Raw genomic sequence first — 22157 nt, 5'->3', positions numbered from 1 at the left:
GAGAAGGAACCATGACCCTCGACAGCGGATTCGCCGGCTTCCTCGGCATGCTCCGCTCCATCGGAGCGCCGGGATCGTTCGACGGTGCGCCGGACGAGATGCGAGCCCGGATGACCCACGCCATCGAGAGCGGCTGGGACCCCGCCGCCTTCGCGCCGGTCGCCTCGGCGGAGGACGTCACCGCCGGAAGCCTGCCCCTGAAGGTGTTCCGGCCGAAGGCCGACGGGCCCGTCCCGACGGTGCTGTACTTCCACCCGGGCGGCTTCACCATGGGCAGCGCCCACCTCACCCAGGACGTCGCCCGGCGGCTGTGCCACGAGCTGTCCGCCGTCGTGGTGTCGGTGGACCACCGGCTCGCCCCCGAGCACCCGTTCCCGGCCGCCGTCGAGGACGGCACGGCAGCCCTCGACTGGGTGCGGAGCGAGATCGGCCGCCTCGGCGACGACCCGGGCCGGATCGGCCTGGCCGGGGAGAGCTCCGGCGCCAACCTGGCCGCCGTCACGGCACTGCTCGCCGCCCGCGGCGGCGACCCGGTGCGGGCCCTGCTGCTCGCCTCGCCCGTCACGGACTTCACCGTGTCGTACCCCTCGATGGCCGAGAACGCCACGGGCTACTTCTTCCAGGCCGCCGACCGCGACGTGGTCGGCGACCTGTACTTCGGCGGCGACCCCGAGACGGCGCGGGACCCTCGGGTGTCTCCCGCGCTCGCCGGCGACCTCGGCGCGCTGCCCCCCACCGTGGTGGCCGTCGCCGGTTTCGACCCGCTCCGCGATGACGGCGTCGTCTTCGCGGCCCGGCTGCTCCAGGCCGGCGTGCCCACCACGCTGCGGGTCTACGCCGATCTCATCCACCCCTTCTTCGGAATGCCCGCCGTCTCGCCCGGCGCCGACCGGGCCGTCACCGAGCTGACCGCGCTGTTCGCGGCGGCACTTGGCTGACAGGAGGTACCACGTTGTCCAGCAAGACCTGGCGGCGCAGCCCGCTCGCCCTGCTCTGCGCGGGGATCCTCACCCTCGGCGCCTGCTCGCCCGGCACGACCGCCACCACGAACACCGGCACGAACACCGGCACGACGGACGGCGGGAGCAAGGCCCTCGACGAACTCATCAAGGGAACCTCCTACGGAACTCCGCCGACCTCCGCTCCCGCCGCCCCCAAGGGCAAGAAGGTGTGGATCGTCTCCTGCGGCCAGAGCGCGATCGGCTGCCAGACCGGCGCCGAGGCGGCCAAGGAGGCGGCCGAGGCCGTCGGCTGGCAGGCCCAGATCTGCGACGGCAAGCTGAACGCCGGAGGCGCCTTCGCCCAGTGCGTACGCCAGGGCGTCGCCGCCCGCCAGGACGCGATCATCACAGAGGCCATCGGCTGCTCCGACGTCCAGCAGCCGCTCAGCGAGGCCAAGGCCGCCGGCGTGCTCACCGTCGACTTCTGGGGCTTCGACTGCGACACCGGCGCGGGCGGGGAGAAGCTGTTCACCGCCTCGGTCGTTCCATCGGAGGATCACCCCACCAACACCGCCTACCAGGAGGCCATCGGCCGGGCGCGGGCCGAGTGGATCGCGGCGCGGTCGGGCGGCAAGGCGTCGATCGTGGAGCTGGTCTTCCGTGGCACGACCATCGGCGAGACGCTGCACCGGGGGTTCACCGACGGCATCGCCGGGTGCTCCGGCTGCCGCGTCCACACCGTGGACGTGACGCACAACACGTTCGGCGACGTGCGCCAGATCATCGAGTCGGCGCTGCTCAAACACCCCGACGCCACCTGGGTGTCGGTCCCGCTGGACTCGCTGGTACTGGCCGGGGCCGCGCAGGCCGTCGCCGGATCGCCCCGCGAGGACGAGCTGCGCCTGATCGGCGGCGAGGGCCTGCCGCCCAACCTCGACCTCGTGCGCGGCGACCGGGGCCAGCACGCCGCGGTCGGCCAGCCCATCGACTGGTACGGCTGGGCCGCCGTGGACACCCTGATCAGGGCCTTCGCCGGGGAGAAGCCCGCCCCCGCCGGGCTCGGCTTCCAGATCATCGACGCCAAGGCCAACCTGCCCGGGTCGGGCGCCTACGCCACACCCGTGGACTTCCGCTCCGCGTACCGCAAGGCGTGGGGGCGATGACCGCCTCTGACCCGCACGACGTCGTCCTCCGGGTCGAGGACGTGCGGAAGTCCTACGGCGATGTCCCGGTGCTCAAGGGCGTCTCGATGACCCTGCGCTCCGGCCGGATCCACGCCCTCGCCGGGGGCAACGGGTCGGGCAAGTCCACCTTCATCAAGGTGCTGGCCGGTATCGAGCCCGCGAACTCGGGCGTCCTGCGCGGGCCGGGCCGTCCCGACACCGGCCTCGCGGGTTTCACGGCGGCGGCGGCCGAGCGCGCCGGGCTGCGATTCGTGCATCAGGACCTCGGCCTGCTCCTCGACATGACCGTGGCGGAGAACTTCGCCCTGTCCCTCGGATACCCGGCCAGGTTCGGGGCCGTGTCGTGGTCGCGGCTGCGCCGGGACACGGCCGCCAGGCTGGAGCGGTTCGGCCTCCCGATCGCCCCGGAGGCGAAGGTGGGCGGCCTGCGCCCGGCGGACCGCACCATGGTGGCCATCGCCCGCGCGCTCGCCGACGACGAACCGGACCAGGTCCTGGTGCTCGACGAGCCGACCGCAAGCCTGCCCCACCACGAGGTGGACGTCCTGCTTGAGGCGCTGGCCCGGCGGGCCGACGCCGGGCAGGCCATCCTCTACGTCAGCCACCGGTCGGCCGAGGTGCTGTCGCTGGCCCACGAGGTGACGGCGTTGCGGGACGGCGTGGTCGCCGCCTGCCGTCCCACGGCGGACCTCGACGGGCTCGGCCTGGCCGAGCTGATCGCGGGCCGGCCCGTGGAGGCCCTCTATCCGGAGCGCGCCACGGCCGGGCCCGCCACGCCGCAGGAACCACCGGTGGTCCAGGTCCGGGGCCTTTGTGCCGGACCGCTGCGCGAGGTCGGCCTGGAGGCGCACGCCGGGGAGATCCTGGGCGTGGCCGGGCTGCTCGGCTCGGGGCGCTCGACCCTGCTGCGCAGCCTGTTCGGCGCGGTCAGGCCGCGATCCGGCTCGATCTCGATCGGCGGACGGCCGCTGCCGCCGTCCGTGCCCGCCGCCATGCGGGCCGGGGTCGCGCTGGTCCCCGAGGACCGCCACGGCGACGCGTTGTTCGGCGACTTCTCGATCGCGCGCAACACCACGATCGCCACCCTGGAGCGGCATGTGCGCTGGTCGTGGCTGCGGCCCTCCAGCGAGCGGGCCGCGACCCGGACCGCGATCGACGACTTCAGGATCAAGGCGTCGGCCCCCGGCCAGACGATCACCCGGCTGTCGGGCGGCAACCAGCAGAAGGTCGTGGTCGCCCGCTGGCTGCAACGCGCGCCCCGCGTCCTGCTGCTCGACGAGCCCACCCAGGGGGTGGACGTGCTGGCCAGGGCCGACATCTACCGGCGGCTGCGGACGGTCGCCGCGCGGGGCGCCGCCGTCGTGGTCGCCTCCTCCGACGTCGAGGAACTGGCCCACCTCTGCGACCGGGTCGTGGTGCTGCGCGCCGGTCGCGTGACCGCGCGGCTGTCCGGCCCCGAGGTCACCGTCACCTCCATCGTCCGGCACTCCTACACCGACCGGGAGGCGTCATGAGCGCCACCGCCGTGCCGGGCACGGCGCCCGGGCCTGCGCGGTCCGCCGCGCTGCGGCGGCTCGGCGAGCGCTACGGCCTGGTCCTGCTGCTCGGCGCGGTGTTCGTCTTCTTCAGCGTGCTGCCCGCCAGCTCGGCGGCCTTCCCCACGCCGGCGAACCTGCAGGCGGTGCTGGGCAACATCGCCGTGGTGTCGGTGCTCGGCATCGCGGCGATCTTCCCGCTGGTCGCCGGGCACTTCGACTTCTCCGTAGCGGCGACCTCGCTGGTGTCGTCGATCACCTGCGCGGCGCTGCTGTCCGACTTCCGGGCCCCGCTCGCGGTGGGCGTGGCCGGCGGCCTGCTGGCCGGGCTCGCCGTCGGGCTGGTCAACGCGACCCTGGTGGCGGTGCTCCGGCTCAACGCGTTCATCGTCACGATCGGCACCGCCACGCTTCTGCCCGGCGTCGTGCAGTGGTACACAGGCGGGGTGGGCATCACCCGCGACATCGCACAGCCGCTGCGCGATCTCGGATCGGGGGTCTGGCTCGGGCTGCCCCAGGTGATCTGGCCGGTGGCGGCCGTCATCGCGGCCTGCTGGTTCGTGCTCGGCCGCACCGCCGCCGGACGCCGGTTGCAGGCCGTCGGCGGCAACCCGGCCGCCGCCCGCCTGGTCGGCATCTCGGTCACCCGGATGTCGTTCCTGGCCTTCGTGATCTCCGGCGGGCTCGCCGGGATCGCCGGCGTGCTGCTCACCGCGCGCAACGGCGGTGGCCTGGTGAACAGCGGGGTGGACCTGCTGTTCCCGGCGCTGGCCGCGGTCTTCCTCGGCGGCACCGCGATCGACCCCGGCCGCTACAACGTGCTCGGCACCGTGGTCGGCGCGCTGTTCGTCGCGGTGTCGGTGAGCGGGCTCACCCTGGCGGGCGCCGCCGACTGGGTGCCCGACGTGTTCAACGGCGCGGCCCTCGTCGTCGCGGTGGCGATCTCCACCTTGCTGGCCAGGCGACGCGGGCGAACCGGAAAGGCAAGGGACTAATGACGGACGGCTCTGTTCACGAAGGCGGCTCTGTTCACGAAGGCGGCTTCGTCTACGAGGCCCTGCCGATGCGGGTCGTGTTCGGCCGGGGAAGCCTGGCGCGGCTCCCCGAGGAGGCCGAACGGACCGGGGCGCGGCGAATACTGGTGCTGTCCACCCCGCAGCAGCGGGACCTCGCCGCGCGGGTGGCCGGCCTGCTCGGCCCGCGCGCCGTGGGCGTGTTCGACCAGGCGAGGATGCACGTGCCGGTCGAGACCGTGGCCGCCGCCGAGGCCGTCGCGGACGGCCTGGCCGCCGACGGCTGCGTCGCCGCGGGCGGCGGCTCCACGATCGGCCTGAGCAAGGCGCTCGCGCTGCGGCGGGGCCTGCCCGTGGTGGCGGTGCCCACGACCTACGCGGGTTCGGAGATGACCCCCATCTGGGGCCTCACCGAGAACGGCCGCAAGACGACCGGACGCGACCCGGTCGTGCTGCCGCGCGGCGTCGTCTACGACCCCGACCTGACCATGACGCTCCCCGCCGCCGTCTCGGTGACCAGCGGGGTCAACGCGATCGCGCACGCCGTCGAGGCCCTGTACGCGCCGGACGGCTCGCCGGTGGTGGCGGCGATGGCCGAACAGGGGGTCCGCGACCTCGCCGCCGCGCTGCCGTCGCTCGCCGCCGACACGGGCGACACGAGCGACACGGGCGACACGGCAGGACGGGAGGCGGCGCTGCGCGGGGCCTGGCTGTGCGGCGCCTGCCTGGGCGCCACCACGATGAGCCTGCACCACAAGCTGTGTCACGTGCTGGGCGGCATGCTGAACCTGCCGCACGCCGAGACGCACGCCGTCATGCTGCCGCACGTCGCCGCCTACAACCTGCCCGCCGCCCCGGGCGCCGATGCCGCGCTGCGCAGGGCGCTCGGCGCGTACGACGCCGCCGCCGCGCTCGCGGCCCTGGCGACCGGGCCGGGCGTTCCCGGCGGTCTCAGGGAACTGGGGGTCGCCGAGGCCGACCTCGACCGGGTGGCCGACGAGGTGCTGGCCGCCCCCTACGCCAACCCACGACCCGTGAACCGGCCGGAGCTGGCCGCGCTCCTGCGCGCCGCCTGGACCGGATCCACCCCGGGAGGAACATCGTGACCACCCCATCAGACGAACGGGAACGCCGCGAGGCCGTCCTGCTGGACCGGGTGCTGCGGTCGTTCGACGACTGCGCCGACCCCCGGCTCCGGGAGGTGATGCTCTCGCTGGTCCGTCACCTGCACGGCTTCCTGCGCGAGGTGCGGCTCACCGAGAAGGAATGGGCCGCCGGGATCGCCTTCCTCACCGCGGCCGGTGACATCACCGGCCCCAAGCGGCAGGAGTTCATCCTGCTCTCCGACGTGCTCGGCGCCTCGATGCAGACCATCACCATCAACGACGAGGCCCACGGCGACGCGACCGAGGCCACCGTCTTCGGGCCGTTCTTCGTCGAGGACAGCCCGCGGGTGCCGATCGGCGGCGACATCGCCTTCGGCGCCCCCGGTGAGCCCTGCCTGGTCGAGGGGACGGTCACCGACACGGCGGGCCGTCCGGTGCCGGGGGCCAGGATCGAGGTCTGGGAGGCCGACGAGGACGGCCGGTACGACGTGCAGTACGACGACGACCGCACCGCCGGACGCGCCCACCTGATCAGCGGCGACGACGGCCGCTACGCGTTCTGGGGGATCACCCCGACGCCTTACCCGATCCCGCACGACGGCCCGGTCGGCGAACTGCTCGCCGCCACCGGACGCTCCCCGATGCGCGCCTCCCACCTGCACTTCATGGTCACCGCCGCCGGGTGCCGCCGGCTGGTGACGCACATCTTCGTCCGGGGCGACGAACTGCTCGACCGCGACAGCGTCTTCGGCGTCAAGGACTCCCTGGTCAAGGACTTCGAGCGCCACCCGGCCGGTACGCCCGCACCGGACGGCCGGGCCGTCGGCGGCACCTGGTCCCAGGCGCGGTTCGACATCGTGCTCACCCCGGAGGGGAAATGAGCGGGCTTACGCGCCACGGGAGATGCCGCGGCCGGCCATCAGGACGGCGGGCACCAGCCGGTGGATCGCCGGATCCGGCCCGACCACGGAAAGCCCGGCGATCACCCGCCCCTTGGCGTCGGTGATCGGCGCCGCCACCGAGTAGGCGCCCGCGCTCATCTCCTCACGCACCACGGCGACGCCCGTCCGGCGGCATTCGGCCAGTGCCACCCGCAGCGCCGCCGGGTCGGTGACGGTCGCCGTGGTGAAGCGGGCCAGGCCGTCCCCGGTCACCTCGGCGAACAGGCCGTCGTCGGCGTGCGCGAGCAGCACCTTGCCCACGGCCGATGCGTGCAGCGGCAGGCGCCCGCCCACCTGGGAGACGACGGGCACCGCCCCGGCCGCCGAGATGCGCTCGACGACGAGGGCCGCGCCGCCGTCCAGGACGGCGAGCTGCACGTGCTGCCGAGTGGCGGCGTGCAGGTCCTCCATGAACGGCATCGCCCGGACCCGCAGCGGCAGCCCGCGCGGGTTGAGCGTGCCCAGCTCCCACAGCCGGAGCCCGACCACGTACGCGCCGCTCGGGACGCGTTCCAGCGCGCCCCAGCCGACCAGTTCGCGGACCAGCCGATGCGCGGTGGCGTGGCGAAGGCCCGTGATCCGGCAGATCTGGGCCAGCGTCAGCTCCGGCCGTGCCGGGGTGAAGGCTCCCAGGACGGCGAGGACCCGAGAGGTGACCGTACGGCCACGATCGGTGCTGTTGGCCATGTCGATCACCTGCTTCGTCCCGGCGGCGCCGGTGTCATTCTGCGGTTCGCCCGGCGGCCCGGACCAGGAAGGAGTCCGTTCAGCGGACAACGTGCTGCGGTGCGGCGCACCCGCCACGGATCGTAGGGGCAAGCCCGCCGGCCGAGTCTACGGCCAGGTGGCCGGCACTTCCGCCGCCTCCCTCACGGGATCTTCGCGCTCGCACACCGGAACGCCCGCGCCACTCGCGCCGTCCGCATCCCGCTTCCCCCCTCAGAAGGAGTTCACGAATGGGCATCAGCGACCGGCCGTCCCCCCGGATCGCCGTCGTCGGCGGGGGGATCGGCGGCCTGGCGACAGCGGCGTTCCTGCACCGTGCCGGACTCGACGTGACCGTGTACGAGCAGGCCAGGGAACTGACCGAGGTCGGAGCGGGGCTCGTGGTGTCCCCCAACGCGGTACGGCTGCTGCGCCGGCTCGGCCAGTTCGAACGGCTGAGCGCACGCGCGGTCGCGCTGGAAATCGGCTGGGAGTTCCGGCGCTGGGCCGACGGCCGGGTGCTGTTCTCCCAGCGGCTCGGCGACGAATGTGAGCGCCGCTACGGCGAGCAGTGCTATGTCGCCCACCGCGCCGACCTTCTCGACGTGGTCCGGGCCGCGTTCCCCGCGTCGGCGCTCCGGCTGAACAGCCGCGTCGCCCAGGTGAAGCGGCGTGCCGACGACGTCGAGATCACCTTCGCCGACGGGGCGCGGGTGAACGCGGACGTCGTCATCGGTGCCGATGGCGTGCACACCACCGTCGGGCGGTTCGTGGCCCGCACCGGCGCGCCGAGGTTCTCCGGGATGTGCGCCTACCGCTGTCTGGTGCCCGCGCACCGCGCGCCGTCGTTCGCGCTGCGCCCGGTGCAGACGCTCTGGCTGGGCCCCGGCCGGCACCTGGTGCACTACCCGATCTCCGGGGGCGCGCAGGTCAACATCGTCGCCTTCGGACCGGCGCACGACTGGACGACCGAGTCCTGGTCGGCCGAAGGCCGGGCCGAGGACCTTCGGGCGGAGTTCGCCGGCTGGGCGCCGGAGCTGACCGCGCTGCTCGCGGCGGCCGACCGTACCGGCCAGTGGGCGCTCCTGGATCGCGACCCGCTGCCCCGCTGGACCAACGGCCCGATCGCGCTGGTCGGCGACGCGGCGCACCCGATGTTCCCGTTCTACGCCCAAGGGGCCGCGCAGGCCATCGAGGACGCGGCGGTGCTCGCCCGCTGCCTCGCCGACCAGCCCACCGACCCGTCGGCCGCGCTCGAACGCTACGAGCGAATCCGCCGCCCTCGTGCCACCCGGGTCCAGCAGGCGAGCCGGGACCGGGCCGAGACCAACCACCTGCCCGACGGCCCTGCACAACAGGTCCGGGACGAGTCGTTCGCAAAAGAGGACCCGTTGACGCACAACGGATGGATCTACGGCCACGACCCGGAGCTCGGGCTCACCACGAACGACCTCGAACTGAAGGGCTCGAAGAAATGACCGATCACATCTCTGGCCGTGCACGGCGGGCGACGGCGGCAGCGGCGGGGGCCGTGCTGCTCCTGGGGCTCACCGGCTGCTCCGGCCAGGCGTCCGAGCAGGGCGCGAAGGTGAGCGAAAGCCCGGCGCCGACGGCCGGCGGCACGTCCGGGCTGCCGGACCTGGGCGTTGCGCAGAGCACCTTGAGCACCTACGTCGGCGGCACCGCGAAGGCCGCCGACACCAGCAAGCCTCCGGTGCACCTCGGCTTCATCACCCAGCAGGGCGGCATCCCCAGCTTCCCCGAGGCGCTGGTCGCGGCGGAGGCGGGCGTCAAGTTCGTCAACGAGAAGCTGGGCGGCATCGACGGCCGTCCGCTCGAACTGGTGCCCTGCGTGGTCGTCTCCGCGCAGGAGGAGGCGCTGAACTGCGCGCAGAAGATGGCGGGCGACGACCGTGTGAAGGTCGTCCAGCTCAGCCTGCTGACGGTCGGCACCGCGTCCGTCTACGACACCCTGCGCGGACGCAAGGCGGTCGTCGGGCAGACCCCGGCCTCCCCCACCGACGTCGCCGCGAAGGACGTCTACCAGCCGTGGCCCGGCTCCTACGGGATCCAGGGCGGCATCGCCAAGTACGTCGCCGACGTGCTGAAGGCCGAGCGCGTCGCCGTGGTCTACGACGGCGACGACCCCGGCTCGTCGTTCGGCGCCAAGTCGGTCGCCACCGCGTTCAAGCACCTCGGCGTCACGTTCAAGCAGGTCGCCACCCAGACCGGTTCCGCCGACGTCGCCTCCGCGCTGGTCTCGGCGGGCGCGCTGGACGCCGACGCGGTGGTGCGCATCGCGAGCACGCCGAGCTGCGTGCCTACCGCGCGTGCCGTCCAGCAGCTCGGCGTCAAGGCGCCGGTCATCGCGCTCGACTTCTGCACCGACGACTCGGTGCGCAAGGCCAACGGCGGCGACCTGCCGAAGTGGACGTACGTCGGCCAGTCCCGCAACGTGCTGTCCCCCGGGACGGACCAGCAGGCCGCGATCTACCGCAGCGTCATGCAGACCTATGCCCCGAACGCCAAGGCCGGCGGGCTCGCCCCCTACGCCTGGAATTCGATCATCCTGAATGCCAAGATGCTGAACCGGCTGGGCGCCGAGCCCGAGCCCACCAAGGTCGCCGAGTGGTGGCGGGGCTTCACCGGCCCGCTGTTCCTCGGGCCGGAGCGCATCGACTGCGGCTTCCTCGCGGACAAGGGCCTGCCGTCGCTCTGCTCGACCACCGTCTTCCTGGCCGAATACCAGGGCGGCGACCGCTGGAAGCCGTCCGTCGAGGTGAACGCCGAGAGCATCGGTATCGCGCAGTGAACCATCCGCACACGTATCGGCTCGGGGCGCGATGATGGGCCTCGAGCAGATCCTCGCCTTCATGCTGCTGGGGCTCGGGTACGGCGCGCTGATCGCCGGGCTCGCCACCGGCATGGTGGTGACCTTCCGTTCCTCGGGCGTCATCAACATCGCCGCCGGAGCCACCGCCGCCTACTCCGCCTACACCTACTCCGAGCTGCGCACGACCGGCGTCCTGGCGCTGCCGATCCCGATTCCCCTGACGGCCGACCGGCAGCCGCTCGACACCCTGCCCGCGCTGCTGGTCGGCCTGGTCCTGGCGGCGGTCCTCGGCCTGGCCCAGTACCTGCTGGTCTACCGGCCGCTGGCCTCGGCGGGCCCGCTCGCCAAGATCGTCGCCTCATCGGGGGTGCTGCTGACGGTGCAGGCGGTGATCGTCCTGCGCTGGGGGGCCGACCCGGTCGCCGCCCCCGCCGTCCTGCCGCAGGAATCGGTCGCGCTGCTCGGTGTGACGATCCCGGCGGACCGGCTGCTCCTGGCCGGTCTGGTGATCGCGGTGACGGCCCTGTTGTGGGCCCTCTACCGGCACACCCGGTTCGGAATCGCCACCCGCGCGGCGGCCGACAACATGAAGGGGTCGGTGCTCCTCGGCCTGTCCACCACGCGCCTGGAGGCCGCCAACTGGGTGATCGCCGGGGTGCTCGGCGGACTGTTCGGCATGCTCGCCGCGCCCACCACGCAACTCCAGCCGGTGGCCTTCACCCTGCTGGTCGTGCCGGTGCTGACGGCCGCCCTGCTCGGCGGCTTCTCCTCGCTCGGCGTCACCGTCGCCACGGCGTTCGGGCTCGGCATGGTGAACTCGCTGATCGCCCTCTTCCAGGGGCAGCCGTGGTTTCCCCAGGCCGAGGGCGGACCGCTGCCCGGCTTGACCGAGCTGGTGCCGTTCCTGGTGCTGGCCGTGGTCCTCTACCTGCGCGGGCGCACGCTGCCCGACCGGCTGACCGCACTCGCGCCGTCGATGCCGCGCGCGCCACGGCCCCGGCATGCCGGGCCCGCCGCCGTCATCGGGACCGTGGTCGTGGTCGCGGCGCTGGCCGGGCTGCCCTTCGACTGGCGACAGGCGCTGATCAATTCCATGCTCGGCGCGCTGCTGTGCCTGTCGGTCGTCGTCACGACCGGTTTCGTGGGCCAGATCTCCTTCGCCCAGATGGCCGTGGCCGGGGCCGCCGGGTACATCACCGCCGCCGCCGGCACCGACGCGGGGCTGCCGTTCCCGTTGCCGCCGATCGCCGGGATCGCGGCGGCCGTGATCACCAGCCTGGTGTTCTCGGTGCCCGCCCGCCGGGTACGCGGCCTCCAACTCGCGGTGCTCACCCTGGCCGGAGGCGTGGCCGCCCAGCGCTTCTGGTTCGGCAACCCGCAGTGGGGCAGCGGGCTGCGGCCCGCGAACGTCGAGCCGATCGCGGTGTTCGGCATGGAGATCTCGCCGTCCCGCTCGTTCTGGGGGATGGAGCCGCCCACCAGCGGGTTCGGCCTCGTCGTCTTCGCCGTCCTGCTGCTGTGCGCGCTGCTCGTGGTGTGGATCCGGCGCTCTGCGCTCGGCGCGCGGATGCTCGCCGTACGCTCCAGCGAGGCCGCCGCCGCGGCGGCGGGCGTCAACGTCGGGGGTGTCAAGACCGCCGCGTTCGCGATCGGCGGCCTCCTCGCGGGCGCCGCCGGCGTCCTGTACGGCTACAACTTCGCCGGGGTGAGCGCGGACCGCTTCGGGCCGCTGACCTCCATCGCGTTCTTCGGTGTCGCCGTGCTCGGCGGGGTCGGGACGGTCAGCGGCGCGCTCGTCGGCGGCCTGCTGGTCGCCCAGGGACTGCTGTTCCACGCCGTGACCACCTGGTTCGGGATCGCCCCCGACTACCAGCCGTTGTTCGCCGGGCTCGCGGTGATCCTGACCGTGATCGGATCGCCGAACGGCGTCGCCGTCAGCCTCGCCGACGCCGCACGCACGCTGCGCGGCGCGACCCGGCGACGAAGAACGCCGCGCCGCGCGGCGGCGATGGGAGAGTCGTGATGTCCGCGATACCGCTGCTGCGCGCCGAGGCGGTGTGCGTCCACTACGGCGGCGTCCGCGCCCTGGACCAGGTCGGCGCCGAGATCCGGCCGGGCGAACTGGTCGGCGTGATCGGGCCGAATGGTGCGGGCAAGAGCACACTGCTCGACGCGATCACCGGTTTCGCCCGGATCACCGGTGGCGTGCTCACGTTGGACGGATACGACCTCCGGCACCGGCGGCCGTCGGAGCGGGCGCGCATGGGCGTCGCCAGGACGTGGCAGACACTCCAGCTCTTCGAGGACCTGACCGTCGCCGAGAACGTGCTGCTCGCCGTCCGGGGCCGGGACGGTGAGCCCGCGGACGTCCTGGCACGGCTGGGCATCGAAGGGCTGGCCGGCCGGATGCCGGGCGAACTGTCCCACGGCCAGCGGGTCCTGGTCGGCGTCGCCCGCGCGCTGGCCGGTGCGCCCAAGCTGCTGCTGATGGACGAACCCGCCGCCGGGCTCGACGCCCGCGAACGCGCCCTGCTGGGCGCGATCCTGCGGGACGTCGTCGCCTCTGGCACGTCGGTCGTCCTCGTCGATCACGACATGCCGCTCGTGCTGGGCGTCTGCGACCGGGTGTACGTGCTCGACCTGGGCACGGTCATCGCCTGTGGCACCCCCCGCGAAGTGCGCAACGACCCCCGGGTCATCGCGGCCTACCTGGGCACCGAGGAGGAGTCACCGTGAGCCTGCTCGAAGTCTCCGGTCTCAGCGCCGGATACACGGCCGTCCCCGTCGTCCGCGATGTCGGACTGAGGGTGGATCGAGGGGAACTGGTCGCCCTGCTCGGCGCCAACGGCGCCGGGAAGACCACGACCCTGCTGGCGATCTCCGGCCTGGTCGGCACGTACGCGGGCGAGATCCGGCTGGACGGCCGGTCGATCACCGGGCTGCCGCCCACACGCCGCGCACGGGCCGGCATCCAGCACGTCCCCGAGGACCGGTCGCTGTTCCCGTCCCTGACCGTGGACGAGACCCTCCGGCTCGCCTGCCGTACCCGCGATTCGGCGGAGACGGTGCTGGAGTACTTCCCGGCGCTGCGGGAACTGGGCGGCCGTAAGGTCGCCGCACTGTCCGGCGGGGAAGCGCAGATGCTCGCGCTCGCCCGGGCCCTGTGCCGCGATCCCGCCCTGCTGATCGTGGACGAGATGAGCCTCGGGCTCGCGCCCCTCATCGTCAACGCGTTCTTCCCGGTGCTCCGCCGCATCGCGACCGAGCGGGAATGCGGAGTCCTCATCGTCGAACAACACGTGCACGTGGCGTTGCGGTGGGTCGACCGTGTCCACGTCATGGCAGGTGGGACGGTGGTCGCGGCGGGCACCACGACGGAGATGCGCTCAAGGATCGACGACTTGGCCGGGGCCTACCTCGGCGACCAAGAACATTCGCAAGGGAGACAACGATGAAGGTGTTCGACGTACGGGACATCACCGAAGGTGTCGATGCCGCGCTCGCGGTCGTCGAGAACCCCGCGCACCGGCACATGCTGAAGAACTACCGCAGGCACGCGCTGCTGGAGGTGTCCGGCCACTGGGAGGACATCCTCATTCCCGCCATGACGGCGGACCACCCGGTCTACCGCATCACCGAACGGGGCCGGACCCTGGTGCTGGACGGCATGGCCGAGGTCCGCGCCTTCTACTCGGGCATCGTCTCCGAGGGCGCCAACGTGTTCGGCGCGCTGGAGGAGAACGTGGCCGTCTCCGACCACGGCATCTTCATCGAGGCCGTGTTCGCCCAGGTGGTACGCGGCACCGACCCGGCACTCGCCGGAGAGGACGTCGAGCCCGGGGGTGTCTACCAGGTCTCGCACAACTTCGCGGCGTGCTGGCCGTACCGCGAGGGGCGGCTCGCGGGCGAGTACATCTACGACGACAGCGGGAGCTGGCGGGTGGACGAGGTGGATCCGGCGGCCCTGATCTCCCCGGCGGAGGCGCGAGCACTGCTGGCGCCGAGCCTCGCCCGGAGCCCGCTCTCGGAGATCGAGAAAGGTCTGGCGCTGTTCACCCGATGAACGACGACCTACGACATGGGGATATATGGATGTTCACGCCCATTTCTCCCTGCCGAGCACGAAAGACGAACGCACCCGCGCGTGGCAGGCCATGCTCGGCAGAGGGATCTACTTCCCCGAACCCTACGAATGGTCCCTGGAACGGACGCTCGCCTACATGGACTCGTCCGGAACGGCCATGCAGTTGCTGAGCAACGTCCCCGGCACGGTGCCCGCCGTCCGCGCCTCCAACGACTACGGGGCACGCCTCGTGGCCGGCCACCCGTCGAGGTTCGGCCTCCTCGCCGCGCTTCCCACCGACGACCCGCCGGCCGCGCTGGAGGAGGCGAAGCGGGCACGCGCACACCTGGACCCCGACGGGTTCGCGGTCACCGCCCATCGAGGCGGCGTGCACCTGGGAGACGAATCGCTCGACCCGCTGTGGGCGCTGCTCGACGACTGGGGGGCCGTGGTCTTCGTTCACCCGGACGCCCGCCGTCCGGCCGTCCTGGGCCACCCGGCGCCGCTGTACGAAGTGGCCTTCGAAACCGCCAGGACCGTCTTCGACATGCTGTTCCGCAGGACGTTCACCCGGTACCCGGACATCACCTTCATCATCGCGCACTGTGGAGGCGCCTTCCCGGCCCTGACCGGACGCCTCCGCCTGCTCGGCGGCGAAGCATGGGTACCACACGGCATCTCACCGATCGAGATCGACGAGCAGGTCGCCCGGCTGTACGTGGACACGGCCGCGACCGCCACAGCGGAATCCCTGCTCCCGGCCCTCGCCACCGTCGGCCCCGACCACATCGTCTACGGCAGCGACTGGGGCGCCCCCTGCACCACCGAGGCCTCCGCCACCGCCAACCTCCACGCGCTGACCCACTCCACCGCCCTCTCCCCCGCCCAATCCACCTCCATCCTCCACCGCGCCGCCGCCCTCTTCCCCAAAGCCACCCAACGCCTCACCCCCACCCCATAACCCTCATCCCCCGCGATCGGGCGCGCCCCCACCCATCTCCCCGTCCCTGACGGAGGGTGCGCACGAACGCCCTCCCACCCACTCGCCCCGTCGCCCTGCACGTACACACCACCGCACCCCCCGCCCGCGGGACGGCCGGAAGGAAGGACGACGGCGTGCGGCTCATCCTGCTCGGAGAGGCGCTGGCCGACGGCCTCTCCCAGCCGCACGGCAGTGGCCCTGACCAGCGCCGACTCCAACTCGCCGTAGAGATCGGCGGCCCTCTGGCCGATGTCGTCGAGGAGGTCTCGGCCGACGATGACAGGTACGCTCACAGGCGTCCTGTCGTACGATTTCCGGCATGCCGATCATGAGGGTCATCGCCGTTTTCGTCGCCGCCCAGATGGTCGTCGTCGGCATGGTGGTCGCGCTGCTCGCGCTGGCGAAGCATTACGGAGAGAGTCCGTATGTAGTCGGGCCGTATAAGACCGCGGGCTATGTCGCGCTGGCTCTGAGTTTCGTTCTCGATGGTGTCCTGGCGGTCTGGATGATCCACCGGCAGCGCAGGCGCTCGCAAGCGTCCGCCAACGGGTGAACTCCGCGCGCGACAGGGCGCGTCAGGCTGTGGGGTCGTGCTGTCCTGCCTGTTCGAGGCACTGGGCGGGTCACGCTCAGGGATGTCGCAGTCTGGTCGGGGAATCCAGGCGGCCGAGGCGGCGCGAGCGCCGGGCGGAGCCCGGCCCGAGAAAGGGTCCGAGTGAAGCGAGGGCGATTGGGTGCGCGTCAGCGCGCTCCCTGGGAGTACAAGAGCGGGGCGGCAGGGGCTGGCGGATCCTCCGAATGGGGGATGGGGGGATCGTTCGTCTGCTGGTGAAGGGCGCACTGTCGCACGATTCGGGGGCCTTGCCCGGTCTCGCACACTCGGGGGAGACGTCGAGCCGAGGAGGGAACGTGGTAGTCGCCCTGGGGTTGCGGCCGGTTGGGGAGGGGGAGCGGCAGCTTGCGCCCGACCTGGCCAGAGGGGTCATGCTGGCGCTGATCGCCGTGGCCAACTCCGCCATCTACCTGTACGGCCGGCCGTACGGCGTCCGGCAGCACATCATCGAGCACGGTCTCCTCGACCGGGTCACGGCCGCGCTGAACATGACGTTCGTCGACGGCCGGGCCTACCCGATGTTCGCCGCGCTGCTCGGCTACGGCGTGGCGCGGATCTGGGCGCGGCGGCGTGACGACGACGAGGGGCGGCGGGTGCTGCGGCGGCGGAGCGCGTGGCTGATCGCGTTCGGGGCGGTGCACGCCACGCTGCTGTTCTCCGGGGACGTGCTCGGCGTCTACGGGCTGCTCGGCCTCGTGCTGTGCCGGTTGCTACGGGTGCGCGACCGGACCCTGCTGATCATCGCCGGGGCCTGGCTGGTGCCCGTCGCCCTGGCGTCCACGCTGGCCTACAGCACGCCGTACGGCACGAACGAGCGGACGTACTTCTGGTCGTTCGCCGTCGAGGACCCGGTGACCGCGTTGCTGCTGCGGCCGATGGAGTGGCTGATGACGCCGGTCGGGATGCTGGGCGTGGGCAGTGCCGCGCTGGTCGGCATGTGGGCGGGACGGCGGGACCTGCCGGCCGTCCCGGATCGGCTGCTGCGGCGGGCCGCCCTGTGGGGTCCGCTCGTCGCCGTGCTCGGCGGGCTCCCGGTGGGGCTGAACGCGGGCGGGTTCGTCCACACGGACGCCGCCGCCGCGATGGCTGCGTTCAACGCCCTCCACATCGTGTCCGGCATCGCCGGTGGCCTCGGCTACGCGGCCCTGATCGCGCTGATCGCCCAGCGGATCGAAACACGGGCCGGGACGGCGCGGCGCGGCCCGCTGGTGACCGCGCTGGCGGCCTGCGGGCAGCGTTCGATGACGTGCTACCTCATGCAATCCGTGATCTTCGTGGCCCTGCTGGCCCCCTATACGCTGGGGCTCGGCGGCCGGCTGGGGTCCGCCGCCACGGTCGCGTTGGCGATCGGCACGTGGGGTGCGACAGTGGTCGCGGCGGAGTTCATGCGCAGGGGCGGTGTGCGTGGGCCTGCGGAGACGTTGCTGCGGCGCCTGACGTACCCCCGCCGTCGATAGCAAGGGGGAACGGCGTGGCGCGATACCAAGACGGCGAGCGGGCCTGGCGTCTCGTGCCGCTGTACCTGCTCGCGCCGGCGACGGTGATCGCGCTGGCCGACCCGTCCGTGCCGCTGCCCGATCGGGCCGTCACGCTCGGGGTGTCCGTGCTCGTCGCGCTGTGGCACTGGTGGATGATGCTGGCGCACCCCGACTGGCCGGAGCGGGCGCTGCTGCCGATGGCGGGCTACTTCGCCGGGCTGCTCGCGCTGACGTGGGTGCTGTCCTCGCGGCACCTGGCGTACGCGCTGCTGGTGTTCGCCTGCTTCCCGGCGGCGTTCGTGGCACTGCCGGGCCGTTACGCCTACGTGGGGGTGGCGGCCACGGCGCTCGTCGCGGTGGGCGGTCCGTACGCACTGCTCAACGCGGAGAGCCCGTGGCAGGGGGTTCAGGTGTTCGTCGGCGCGGTGGTGGCCGCGTTCGTCGGCTGGAGCATCAGGGTTCTGGAGGCCGAGGTCAAGCGACGGCAGGCGGCCAACCGGGCGCTGGAGGGCGCCAACGCCCGGCTGGCCCGGCTCGGGGAGGAGAACGCCGAGTTGCAGGGAAGGCTGCTGGCGGCGGCCCGCCGTACCGGGGTGGCCGGTGAGCGGGGCAGGCTGGCGCGGGAGATCCACGACACCATGGCCCAGGGGCTGGCGGGCATCGTCACGCAGTTGGAGGCGGCCGAGGAGGTCGCGAACGACGCCGACGCGGTACGGCGGCGCCTGGCCGTCGCCCGTGGCCTCGCCAGGGAGAGCCTGACGGAGGTCCGCAGGTCCCTGGACGGCCTGCGCCCGGGGCCGCTGGCGGAGACCCGCCTGCCGGAGGCGCTGTCGGAGTTGGTCTCCCGCTGGAGCGCCACGCACGAACTGCCCGCCACGCTAACCGTGACCGGCACCGCGCGGCTGCTGCATCCCGAGGTGGAGGTGACCTTGTACCGGGCTGTACAGGAGGCGCTGGCCAATGTGGCCAGGCACGCCGAAGCGGACAAGACCGGTGTCACCCTGTCTTACATGGAGGACGTGGTGGTGGCCGATATCCGGGACGACGGGAAGGGCTTCGACCCGGCCGAACTGGAAGGCGGGGGCTTCGGGCTCACGGCCATGCGGCAGCGGGTGGTGCGGCTCGCCGGGAACGCCGAGGTGGAGTCCGCGCCCGGTCAGGGCACGGCGGTCAGCGTGACGATCCCCGCGATCCCCGCGATCCCCGCCGACGCGGAACGGGAGGCGCCGTGAGCGCGCGGCCGGTACGGCTGGTCATCGTGGACGACCACCCCGTGGTCCGGGACGGCCTGCGCGGCATGTTCGTCGAACAGGCCGACCTGGAGGTCGTCGGCGAGGCCGAGGACGGCGAGCGCGGGCTGGCCATCGCCGTCCGGGAACGCCCCGACGTCGTGCTGACCGACCTGCGCATGCCGGGCCTGGGCGGCGCGCGGTTCATCGAGCTGCTGGCCGAACGGGTGCCCTCGGCCCGCGTCCTCGTGCTGACCACCTACGACGGCGACGACGACGTGCTCCCGGCGCTGACGGCGGGCGCGATCGGCTACCTGCTGAAGGACTCCCCGCGCGAGGAGGTCTTCCGCGCGATCCGCGCGGCGGCGGCGGGCGAGACGGTGCTGTCCCCGGCGGTGGCGGCCCGCGTCCTCGACCGCGTCCGCACCCCGGCCCCGGCCGGCCTGAGCGAACGCGAACGGACCGTCCTCGCCCTGGTCGCCCGTGGCTCCACCAACAAGGAGGCCGCCGCCGCCCTCTTCATCAGCGAGACCACGGTGAAGACCCACCTGGCCCACATCTACACGAAACTCGGCGTCTCCGACCGAGCCTCCGCCGTGGCCACCGCTTACGACCGCGGCCTGCTCCCCTGACGCTGACACCGTGCCACTAGCCGGGCCCTTCACTGGGCCCTTCACTGGGCCCTTCACCGGGCGCTGAGGCGGATCACCGGGTATTGGCGAGTGGATTTGGCCTGGTATTTGGCGATGCGGGGCTGGGCGGCCGCGATGACCTGCCAGGCCTGCTCGCGTTCGGAGCCGTCGAGGCGGTGCGGGGTGACCGGGAGGGTGCCCCGGCCGGCGACCTCGATCGTGACCTGGCCGGGGTTGGCCATCAGGTTGGCGTGCCAGTCGGGGTGCAGGCTTCCGCCGCCCGAGGCCACGATCAGCCAGGAGTCCTCGCCACCGGAGGCGGCGACGTCGGGGAAGAAGGCCACCGGGGTCTCGCGCGGCTGCCCGCTGAGGCGGCCCACCGTGTTGAGGATCAGGACGTCCATGCCCATGAACGTGGCCTTGCCCCGCCGGATCTTGCGGTTCATTCGGGCGTTCGCCCGATGCTGCGTCCACCGGGAGAACGCCCCGGGTGTGCCCTGCTTACGCTGCGGTTTCGTGTCCATGCCGGTCACACTAGGTGCGCTCCGGGCGCGGACGCTTCTCGAATCCTGACCGGTCTTCCGGAGCGCCGGCCGACGGCTGGGCGGCCCACTCGGCGTCGGTCATCCGGATCATGTGCAGCCCGATCACGCCCGCTCCCGCCAGGTAGAGCAGTCCTCCGGCCACCGTGCCGATCCAGAAGATCGGCACGGTGAAGATCCCGGCGATGACGGCGAACGGGGCCCACCACGGCGCGTGGCCGCCGTAGGCGAGGACCAGTCCGAGCACGAACAGCCCGGCGAGTCCGATGAAGCCGGGGAGCTGGAAGCCGAACATCGCCCCCGGATCGGCGAGGGCCTGATCAGCCAGCGCGTCGCCGGTGGCCGGGGGCAGCTCGCGCTCCAGCCGGGCGTAGAAGAAGTCGCCGAGCATGAGGGCGGAGAAGTTCACCACGCCGAGCAGCGCGACGGCGCCCGCGACGTTGCCGAGCAGCACGGCGCGCCGACGTACCAGATGGATCATGCCGAGCAGCCCCGGCACGAGCAGCACCCAGCTCCAGTGCAGGACGGTCGCGCTCACCGACACCTGCTCCAGGTACCGGCCGTAGAGGCCGACCGTGTCGGTGGGGCCGCCCAGTCGCAGCGCGGGATCGGCGGCGATCCCGGCGACGTACAGGACCGGCGCGGCGATGAGACACACCCCGGCTGCCAAGCGGCGGAAACGAACCGGATCTGACAACACCAGCATCCTGGCACCCTCCTTACGACGAACCATCGGAGAGGACGCTAAGGCGGGGCATACCCCCTGGTCGTCCGCCTGCCGGGCGACCGGGGCTCCGCCGTCCTGCGGGCCTGCGGACCCCGGCTGATTCGCTCGGGTTCGCTCGGGTTCGCTCAGGCGAGCGGGAACCTGGCGTGCACGCGGTACCCGCGACCGCCCGGCGACGGCCCCGCCGACAGCTCGCCGCCGTACAACGCCACCCGCTCGCGCATCCCGATCAGCCCGTGCCCACCCGTTCCGGCGGTCCCGCCGAGGCCGTCATCGATCACCTCCAGGATCAGCGCGCCTGGCGCGTGGGTGACGGTGACATCGATACGGCCCGCGCGGGCGTGTTTGAGCGCGTTGGTCAGCGCCTCCTGGACCACCCGGTACGCCGACAGGTCGAGCCCCGGCGGCAGCGGCCGGGGCCGTCCGCGCACCTCCGCGCCGACCGTCACGCCCGTGTCCTTGACCTGCGCGATCAGCGCGTCCAGGCCGTCGAGCCCCGCGGCCACCCGGATCGCCTCGACCAGATGCTCGGGCGGCGAGGTCTTCAGCAGGAATCCGTTGACGCCCGCGCGCAGGGCCTGGTCCAGGTTCTCGTCGCCGCCGAACGTGGTCAGCATCACGATCTTGGGCGGCTCGGGGTCGGCGAGCAGCGTGCGGGCGGCCTGCAGGCCGTCCATGACGGGCATCATGAGATCCAGCAGCAGCACGTCGGGGCGTTCGGCCCGGGTGACGGCGAGTGCCTGCCGTCCGTCGGCCGCCTCGCCGACCACCTCGATGCCGCCCGCGTTCTCCGCGACCAGCCGCAGGCCCGCCCGGATCATGACATGGTCGTCGGCGATGACCAGCCTGATCCTCATGGGTCTCATGGATTGTTCCGGGCTGGTGATCATAGGGCGTTTCGGGCTGGTTGCCATGGGGCGTTTCGGGCGTCCGCGAGCACGCCCCGACCATATCCGCCCTGCGTACACGCCCACCACGGCCGGGCAGCCGAGCCGTACGCGCCCGGTCTCCGCCATCGCGCGGAGCCGCCCTCCGCCGTACGGCGGAGCCTCGACGGCCTCGGCCGGCGGCATGGCGAATTCGCTCTCCTCCTGACCGGAGGGCGGCGCCGGCTGCACAAGAACCAGCCGGCGAAGCGGGCCCCGGCGCATCTGAACGGCCGAGGCCCGCCCCGGTGTTCATCAGTCGCCGTTCTCCCAGATGAAGCTCACGTGGACGGTCGGCGTGTAGGCCATGATCCCCCGGCTGTCGGTGACCAGGCACCGCCACTCGGAGCTCCATTCGCCGCTACGGCTGCGCGGCGGAATCGGCCGCGACCAGCCGGTACTGCTCCCGGTGGGGTTGGCCGCGCTGGTGATGTAGTCCCCGCTGATCTTCTGCCAGGCGTAGGAGTACGGCGGCACGCCACCGGTGACGCTCACCGCCACCGGCTGGCTCACGTACGGCGGATTCGAGAAGGCTCGAATGTAGTACCAGCTCGTGGAGCTCACGGTCGGCGGGTCCAGCGACACCGCCGTGCTTGCCGTACCGGCCTGTGCGCTGGGCGCGACGACGGCGCCCGCCGTCACCAGCAGCAGAGCGGCACCGACCAGGGCGCCGAGCGTTCGATGGATGCGCATGGGTTTCCTTTCGA

The 22157-nt window shown here is 72.7% G+C and carries 22 protein-coding genes; 17 read left to right on the top strand and 5 right to left on the bottom strand.

Features of this window, described 5'->3' with window-relative positions; genetic code table 11:
* Window positions 1-11 precede the first annotated feature (11 nt).
* From P3X83_RS10780 to P3X83_RS10755, 6 genes are read left to right on the top strand one after another with little or no spacing between them, the layout of a single operon-like run.
* Window positions 12-938 (top strand): alpha/beta hydrolase, encoded by a 927-nt coding sequence (locus P3X83_RS10780; protein ID WP_277304796.1) that lies wholly within the window; start codon window positions 12-14, stop codon window positions 936-938.
* A gap of 14 nt (window positions 939-952) precedes the next feature.
* A complete protein-coding gene (locus P3X83_RS10775; protein ID WP_277304795.1) occupies window positions 953-2104 on the top strand; it encodes a substrate-binding domain-containing protein in 1152 nt (383 codons plus the stop codon).
* Window positions 2101-3639: a sugar ABC transporter ATP-binding protein gene (locus tag P3X83_RS10770; RefSeq protein ID WP_277304794.1), complete on the top strand. Its 1539-nt coding sequence runs from the start codon at window positions 2101-2103 to the stop codon at window positions 3637-3639. The genes P3X83_RS10775 and P3X83_RS10770 overlap by 4 nt, the downstream gene beginning before the upstream one ends.
* Entirely contained in the window at window positions 3636-4655 is a 1020-nt protein-coding gene (locus P3X83_RS10765) for an ABC transporter permease (protein WP_277304793.1), read from the top strand. The genes P3X83_RS10770 and P3X83_RS10765 overlap by 4 nt, the downstream gene beginning before the upstream one ends.
* Window positions 4655-5779 (top strand): maleylacetate reductase, encoded by a 1125-nt coding sequence (locus P3X83_RS10760; protein WP_277304792.1) that lies wholly within the window; start codon window positions 4655-4657, stop codon window positions 5777-5779. Before P3X83_RS10765 ends, P3X83_RS10760 begins: the two co-directional genes overlap by 1 nt.
* Window positions 5776-6660, top strand: coding sequence for a dioxygenase (locus tag P3X83_RS10755; RefSeq protein WP_277304791.1), 885 nt, complete (start codon window positions 5776-5778; stop codon window positions 6658-6660). The genes P3X83_RS10760 and P3X83_RS10755 overlap by 4 nt, the downstream gene beginning before the upstream one ends.
* A gap of 6 nt (window positions 6661-6666) precedes the next feature.
* Here P3X83_RS10755 and P3X83_RS10750 read toward each other — a convergent pair whose 3' ends face one another.
* Window positions 6667-7407: an IclR family transcriptional regulator gene (locus tag P3X83_RS10750; RefSeq protein ID WP_277304790.1), complete on the bottom strand. Its 741-nt coding sequence runs from the start codon at window positions 7405-7407 to the stop codon at window positions 6667-6669.
* A 269-nt stretch (window positions 7408-7676) separates the two neighbouring features.
* On the opposite strand from P3X83_RS10750, the gene P3X83_RS10745 reads away from it, so the two are divergent.
* The 11 genes from P3X83_RS10745 to P3X83_RS10695 all read left to right on the top strand — a co-directional run bounded on the left by P3X83_RS10745 (window position 7677) and on the right by P3X83_RS10695 (window position 19255).
* Window positions 7677-8903 (top strand): FAD-dependent monooxygenase, encoded by a 1227-nt coding sequence (locus P3X83_RS10745; RefSeq protein ID WP_277304789.1) that lies wholly within the window; start codon window positions 7677-7679, stop codon window positions 8901-8903.
* Window positions 8900-10237: an ABC transporter substrate-binding protein gene (locus P3X83_RS10740; protein WP_277304788.1), complete on the top strand. Its 1338-nt coding sequence runs from the start codon at window positions 8900-8902 to the stop codon at window positions 10235-10237. The genes P3X83_RS10745 and P3X83_RS10740 overlap by 4 nt, the downstream gene beginning before the upstream one ends.
* Window positions 10238-10271: 34 nt before the next feature.
* Complete coding sequence (locus tag P3X83_RS10735; protein ID WP_277304787.1) at window positions 10272-12281, top strand: ABC transporter permease; 2010 nt, start codon at window positions 10272-10274, stop codon at window positions 12279-12281.
* On the top strand, window positions 12281-12994 hold the full coding sequence (locus tag P3X83_RS10730; RefSeq protein WP_277304786.1) for an ABC transporter ATP-binding protein: 714 nt from the start codon (window positions 12281-12283) through the stop codon (window positions 12992-12994). Before P3X83_RS10735 ends, P3X83_RS10730 begins: the two co-directional genes overlap by 1 nt.
* On the top strand, window positions 12991-13713 hold the full coding sequence (locus P3X83_RS10725; protein ID WP_277304785.1) for an ABC transporter ATP-binding protein: 723 nt from the start codon (window positions 12991-12993) through the stop codon (window positions 13711-13713). The genes P3X83_RS10730 and P3X83_RS10725 overlap by 4 nt, the downstream gene beginning before the upstream one ends.
* Window positions 13710-14321: a hypothetical protein gene (locus tag P3X83_RS10720; protein WP_277304784.1), complete on the top strand. Its 612-nt coding sequence runs from the start codon at window positions 13710-13712 to the stop codon at window positions 14319-14321. The genes P3X83_RS10725 and P3X83_RS10720 overlap by 4 nt, the downstream gene beginning before the upstream one ends.
* Window positions 14322-14346: 25 nt before the next feature.
* Complete coding sequence (locus tag P3X83_RS10715; RefSeq protein WP_277304783.1) at window positions 14347-15282, top strand: amidohydrolase family protein; 936 nt, start codon at window positions 14347-14349, stop codon at window positions 15280-15282.
* Window positions 15283-15622: 340 nt separating this feature from the next.
* Window positions 15623-15856, top strand: a complete 234-nt coding sequence (locus P3X83_RS10710) for a hypothetical protein (protein ID WP_277304782.1) — start codon at window positions 15623-15625, stop codon at window positions 15854-15856.
* Window positions 15857-16212: 356 nt separating this feature from the next.
* Window positions 16213-17373 carry a DUF418 domain-containing protein gene (locus P3X83_RS10705; protein ID WP_277304781.1) on the top strand — a complete coding sequence of 387 codons (1161 nt, stop codon included), beginning with the start codon at window positions 16213-16215 and terminating at the stop codon, window positions 17371-17373.
* A gap of 14 nt (window positions 17374-17387) precedes the next feature.
* Window positions 17388-18626 carry a sensor histidine kinase gene (locus tag P3X83_RS10700; RefSeq protein ID WP_277304780.1) on the top strand — a complete coding sequence of 413 codons (1239 nt, stop codon included), beginning with the start codon at window positions 17388-17390 and terminating at the stop codon, window positions 18624-18626.
* Entirely contained in the window at window positions 18623-19255 is a 633-nt protein-coding gene (locus tag P3X83_RS10695) for a response regulator transcription factor (protein ID WP_277304779.1), read from the top strand. Before P3X83_RS10700 ends, P3X83_RS10695 begins: the two co-directional genes overlap by 4 nt.
* 53 nt (window positions 19256-19308) lie before the next feature.
* On the opposite strand, the gene P3X83_RS10690 is transcribed toward P3X83_RS10695, so the two are convergent.
* From P3X83_RS10690 to P3X83_RS10675, 4 genes are all read right to left on the bottom strand, one after another.
* The gene (locus tag P3X83_RS10690) at window positions 19309-19779 is read right to left on the bottom strand and encodes a nitroreductase family deazaflavin-dependent oxidoreductase (protein ID WP_277304778.1); all 471 of its coding nucleotides are present in this window, start codon (window positions 19777-19779) and stop codon (window positions 19309-19311) included.
* A gap of 10 nt (window positions 19780-19789) precedes the next feature.
* Window positions 19790-20503, bottom strand: coding sequence for a hypothetical protein (locus tag P3X83_RS10685; RefSeq protein WP_277304777.1), 714 nt, complete (start codon window positions 20501-20503; stop codon window positions 19790-19792).
* A gap of 146 nt (window positions 20504-20649) precedes the next feature.
* On the bottom strand, window positions 20650-21381 hold the full coding sequence (locus P3X83_RS10680; RefSeq protein ID WP_277304776.1) for a response regulator: 732 nt from the start codon (window positions 21379-21381) through the stop codon (window positions 20650-20652).
* A gap of 324 nt (window positions 21382-21705) precedes the next feature.
* A complete protein-coding gene (locus tag P3X83_RS10675; protein ID WP_277304775.1) occupies window positions 21706-22143 on the bottom strand; it encodes a hypothetical protein in 438 nt (145 codons plus the stop codon).
* Window positions 22144-22157: the final 14 nt, after the last annotated feature.

The sequence above is a fragment of the Spongiactinospora sp. TRM90649 genome (assembly GCF_029382225.1).
Classification (GTDB): domain Bacteria; phylum Actinomycetota; class Actinomycetes; order Streptosporangiales; family Streptosporangiaceae; genus Spongiactinospora.
Note: the sequence above shows the minus strand (reverse complement) of the source record. Positions and strands in the feature narration are given on the sequence as shown.

Coding starts and splice junctions, on each gene's coding strand:
- P3X83_RS10780 (WP_277304796.1), top strand. CDS start 12: ATGACCCTCGACAGCGGATTCGCCGGCTTCCTCGGCATGCTCCGCTCC.
- P3X83_RS10770 (WP_277304794.1), top strand. CDS start 2,101: ATGACCGCCTCTGACCCGCACGACGTCGTCCTCCGGGTCGAGGACGTG.
- P3X83_RS10765 (WP_277304793.1), top strand. CDS start 3,636: ATGAGCGCCACCGCCGTGCCGGGCACGGCGCCCGGGCCTGCGCGGTCC.
- P3X83_RS10760 (WP_277304792.1), top strand. CDS start 4,655: ATGACGGACGGCTCTGTTCACGAAGGCGGCTCTGTTCACGAAGGCGGC.
- P3X83_RS10750 (WP_277304790.1), bottom strand. CDS start 7,407: ATGGCCAACAGCACCGATCGTGGCCGTACGGTCACCTCTCGGGTCCTC.
- P3X83_RS10745 (WP_277304789.1), top strand. CDS start 7,677: ATGGGCATCAGCGACCGGCCGTCCCCCCGGATCGCCGTCGTCGGCGGG.
- P3X83_RS10740 (WP_277304788.1), top strand. CDS start 8,900: ATGACCGATCACATCTCTGGCCGTGCACGGCGGGCGACGGCGGCAGCG.
- P3X83_RS10735 (WP_277304787.1), top strand. CDS start 10,272: ATGGGCCTCGAGCAGATCCTCGCCTTCATGCTGCTGGGGCTCGGGTAC.
- P3X83_RS10730 (WP_277304786.1), top strand. CDS start 12,281: ATGTCCGCGATACCGCTGCTGCGCGCCGAGGCGGTGTGCGTCCACTAC.
- P3X83_RS10720 (WP_277304784.1), top strand. CDS start 13,710: ATGAAGGTGTTCGACGTACGGGACATCACCGAAGGTGTCGATGCCGCG.
- P3X83_RS10715 (WP_277304783.1), top strand. CDS start 14,347: ATGGATGTTCACGCCCATTTCTCCCTGCCGAGCACGAAAGACGAACGC.
- P3X83_RS10710 (WP_277304782.1), top strand. CDS start 15,623: ATGCCGATCATGAGGGTCATCGCCGTTTTCGTCGCCGCCCAGATGGTC.
- P3X83_RS10690 (WP_277304778.1), bottom strand. CDS start 19,779: ATGGACACGAAACCGCAGCGTAAGCAGGGCACACCCGGGGCGTTCTCC.
- P3X83_RS10685 (WP_277304777.1), bottom strand. CDS start 20,503: ATGCTGGTGTTGTCAGATCCGGTTCGTTTCCGCCGCTTGGCAGCCGGG.
- P3X83_RS10680 (WP_277304776.1), bottom strand. CDS start 21,381: ATGAGGATCAGGCTGGTCATCGCCGACGACCATGTCATGATCCGGGCG.
- P3X83_RS10675 (WP_277304775.1), bottom strand. CDS start 22,143: ATGCGCATCCATCGAACGCTCGGCGCCCTGGTCGGTGCCGCTCTGCTG.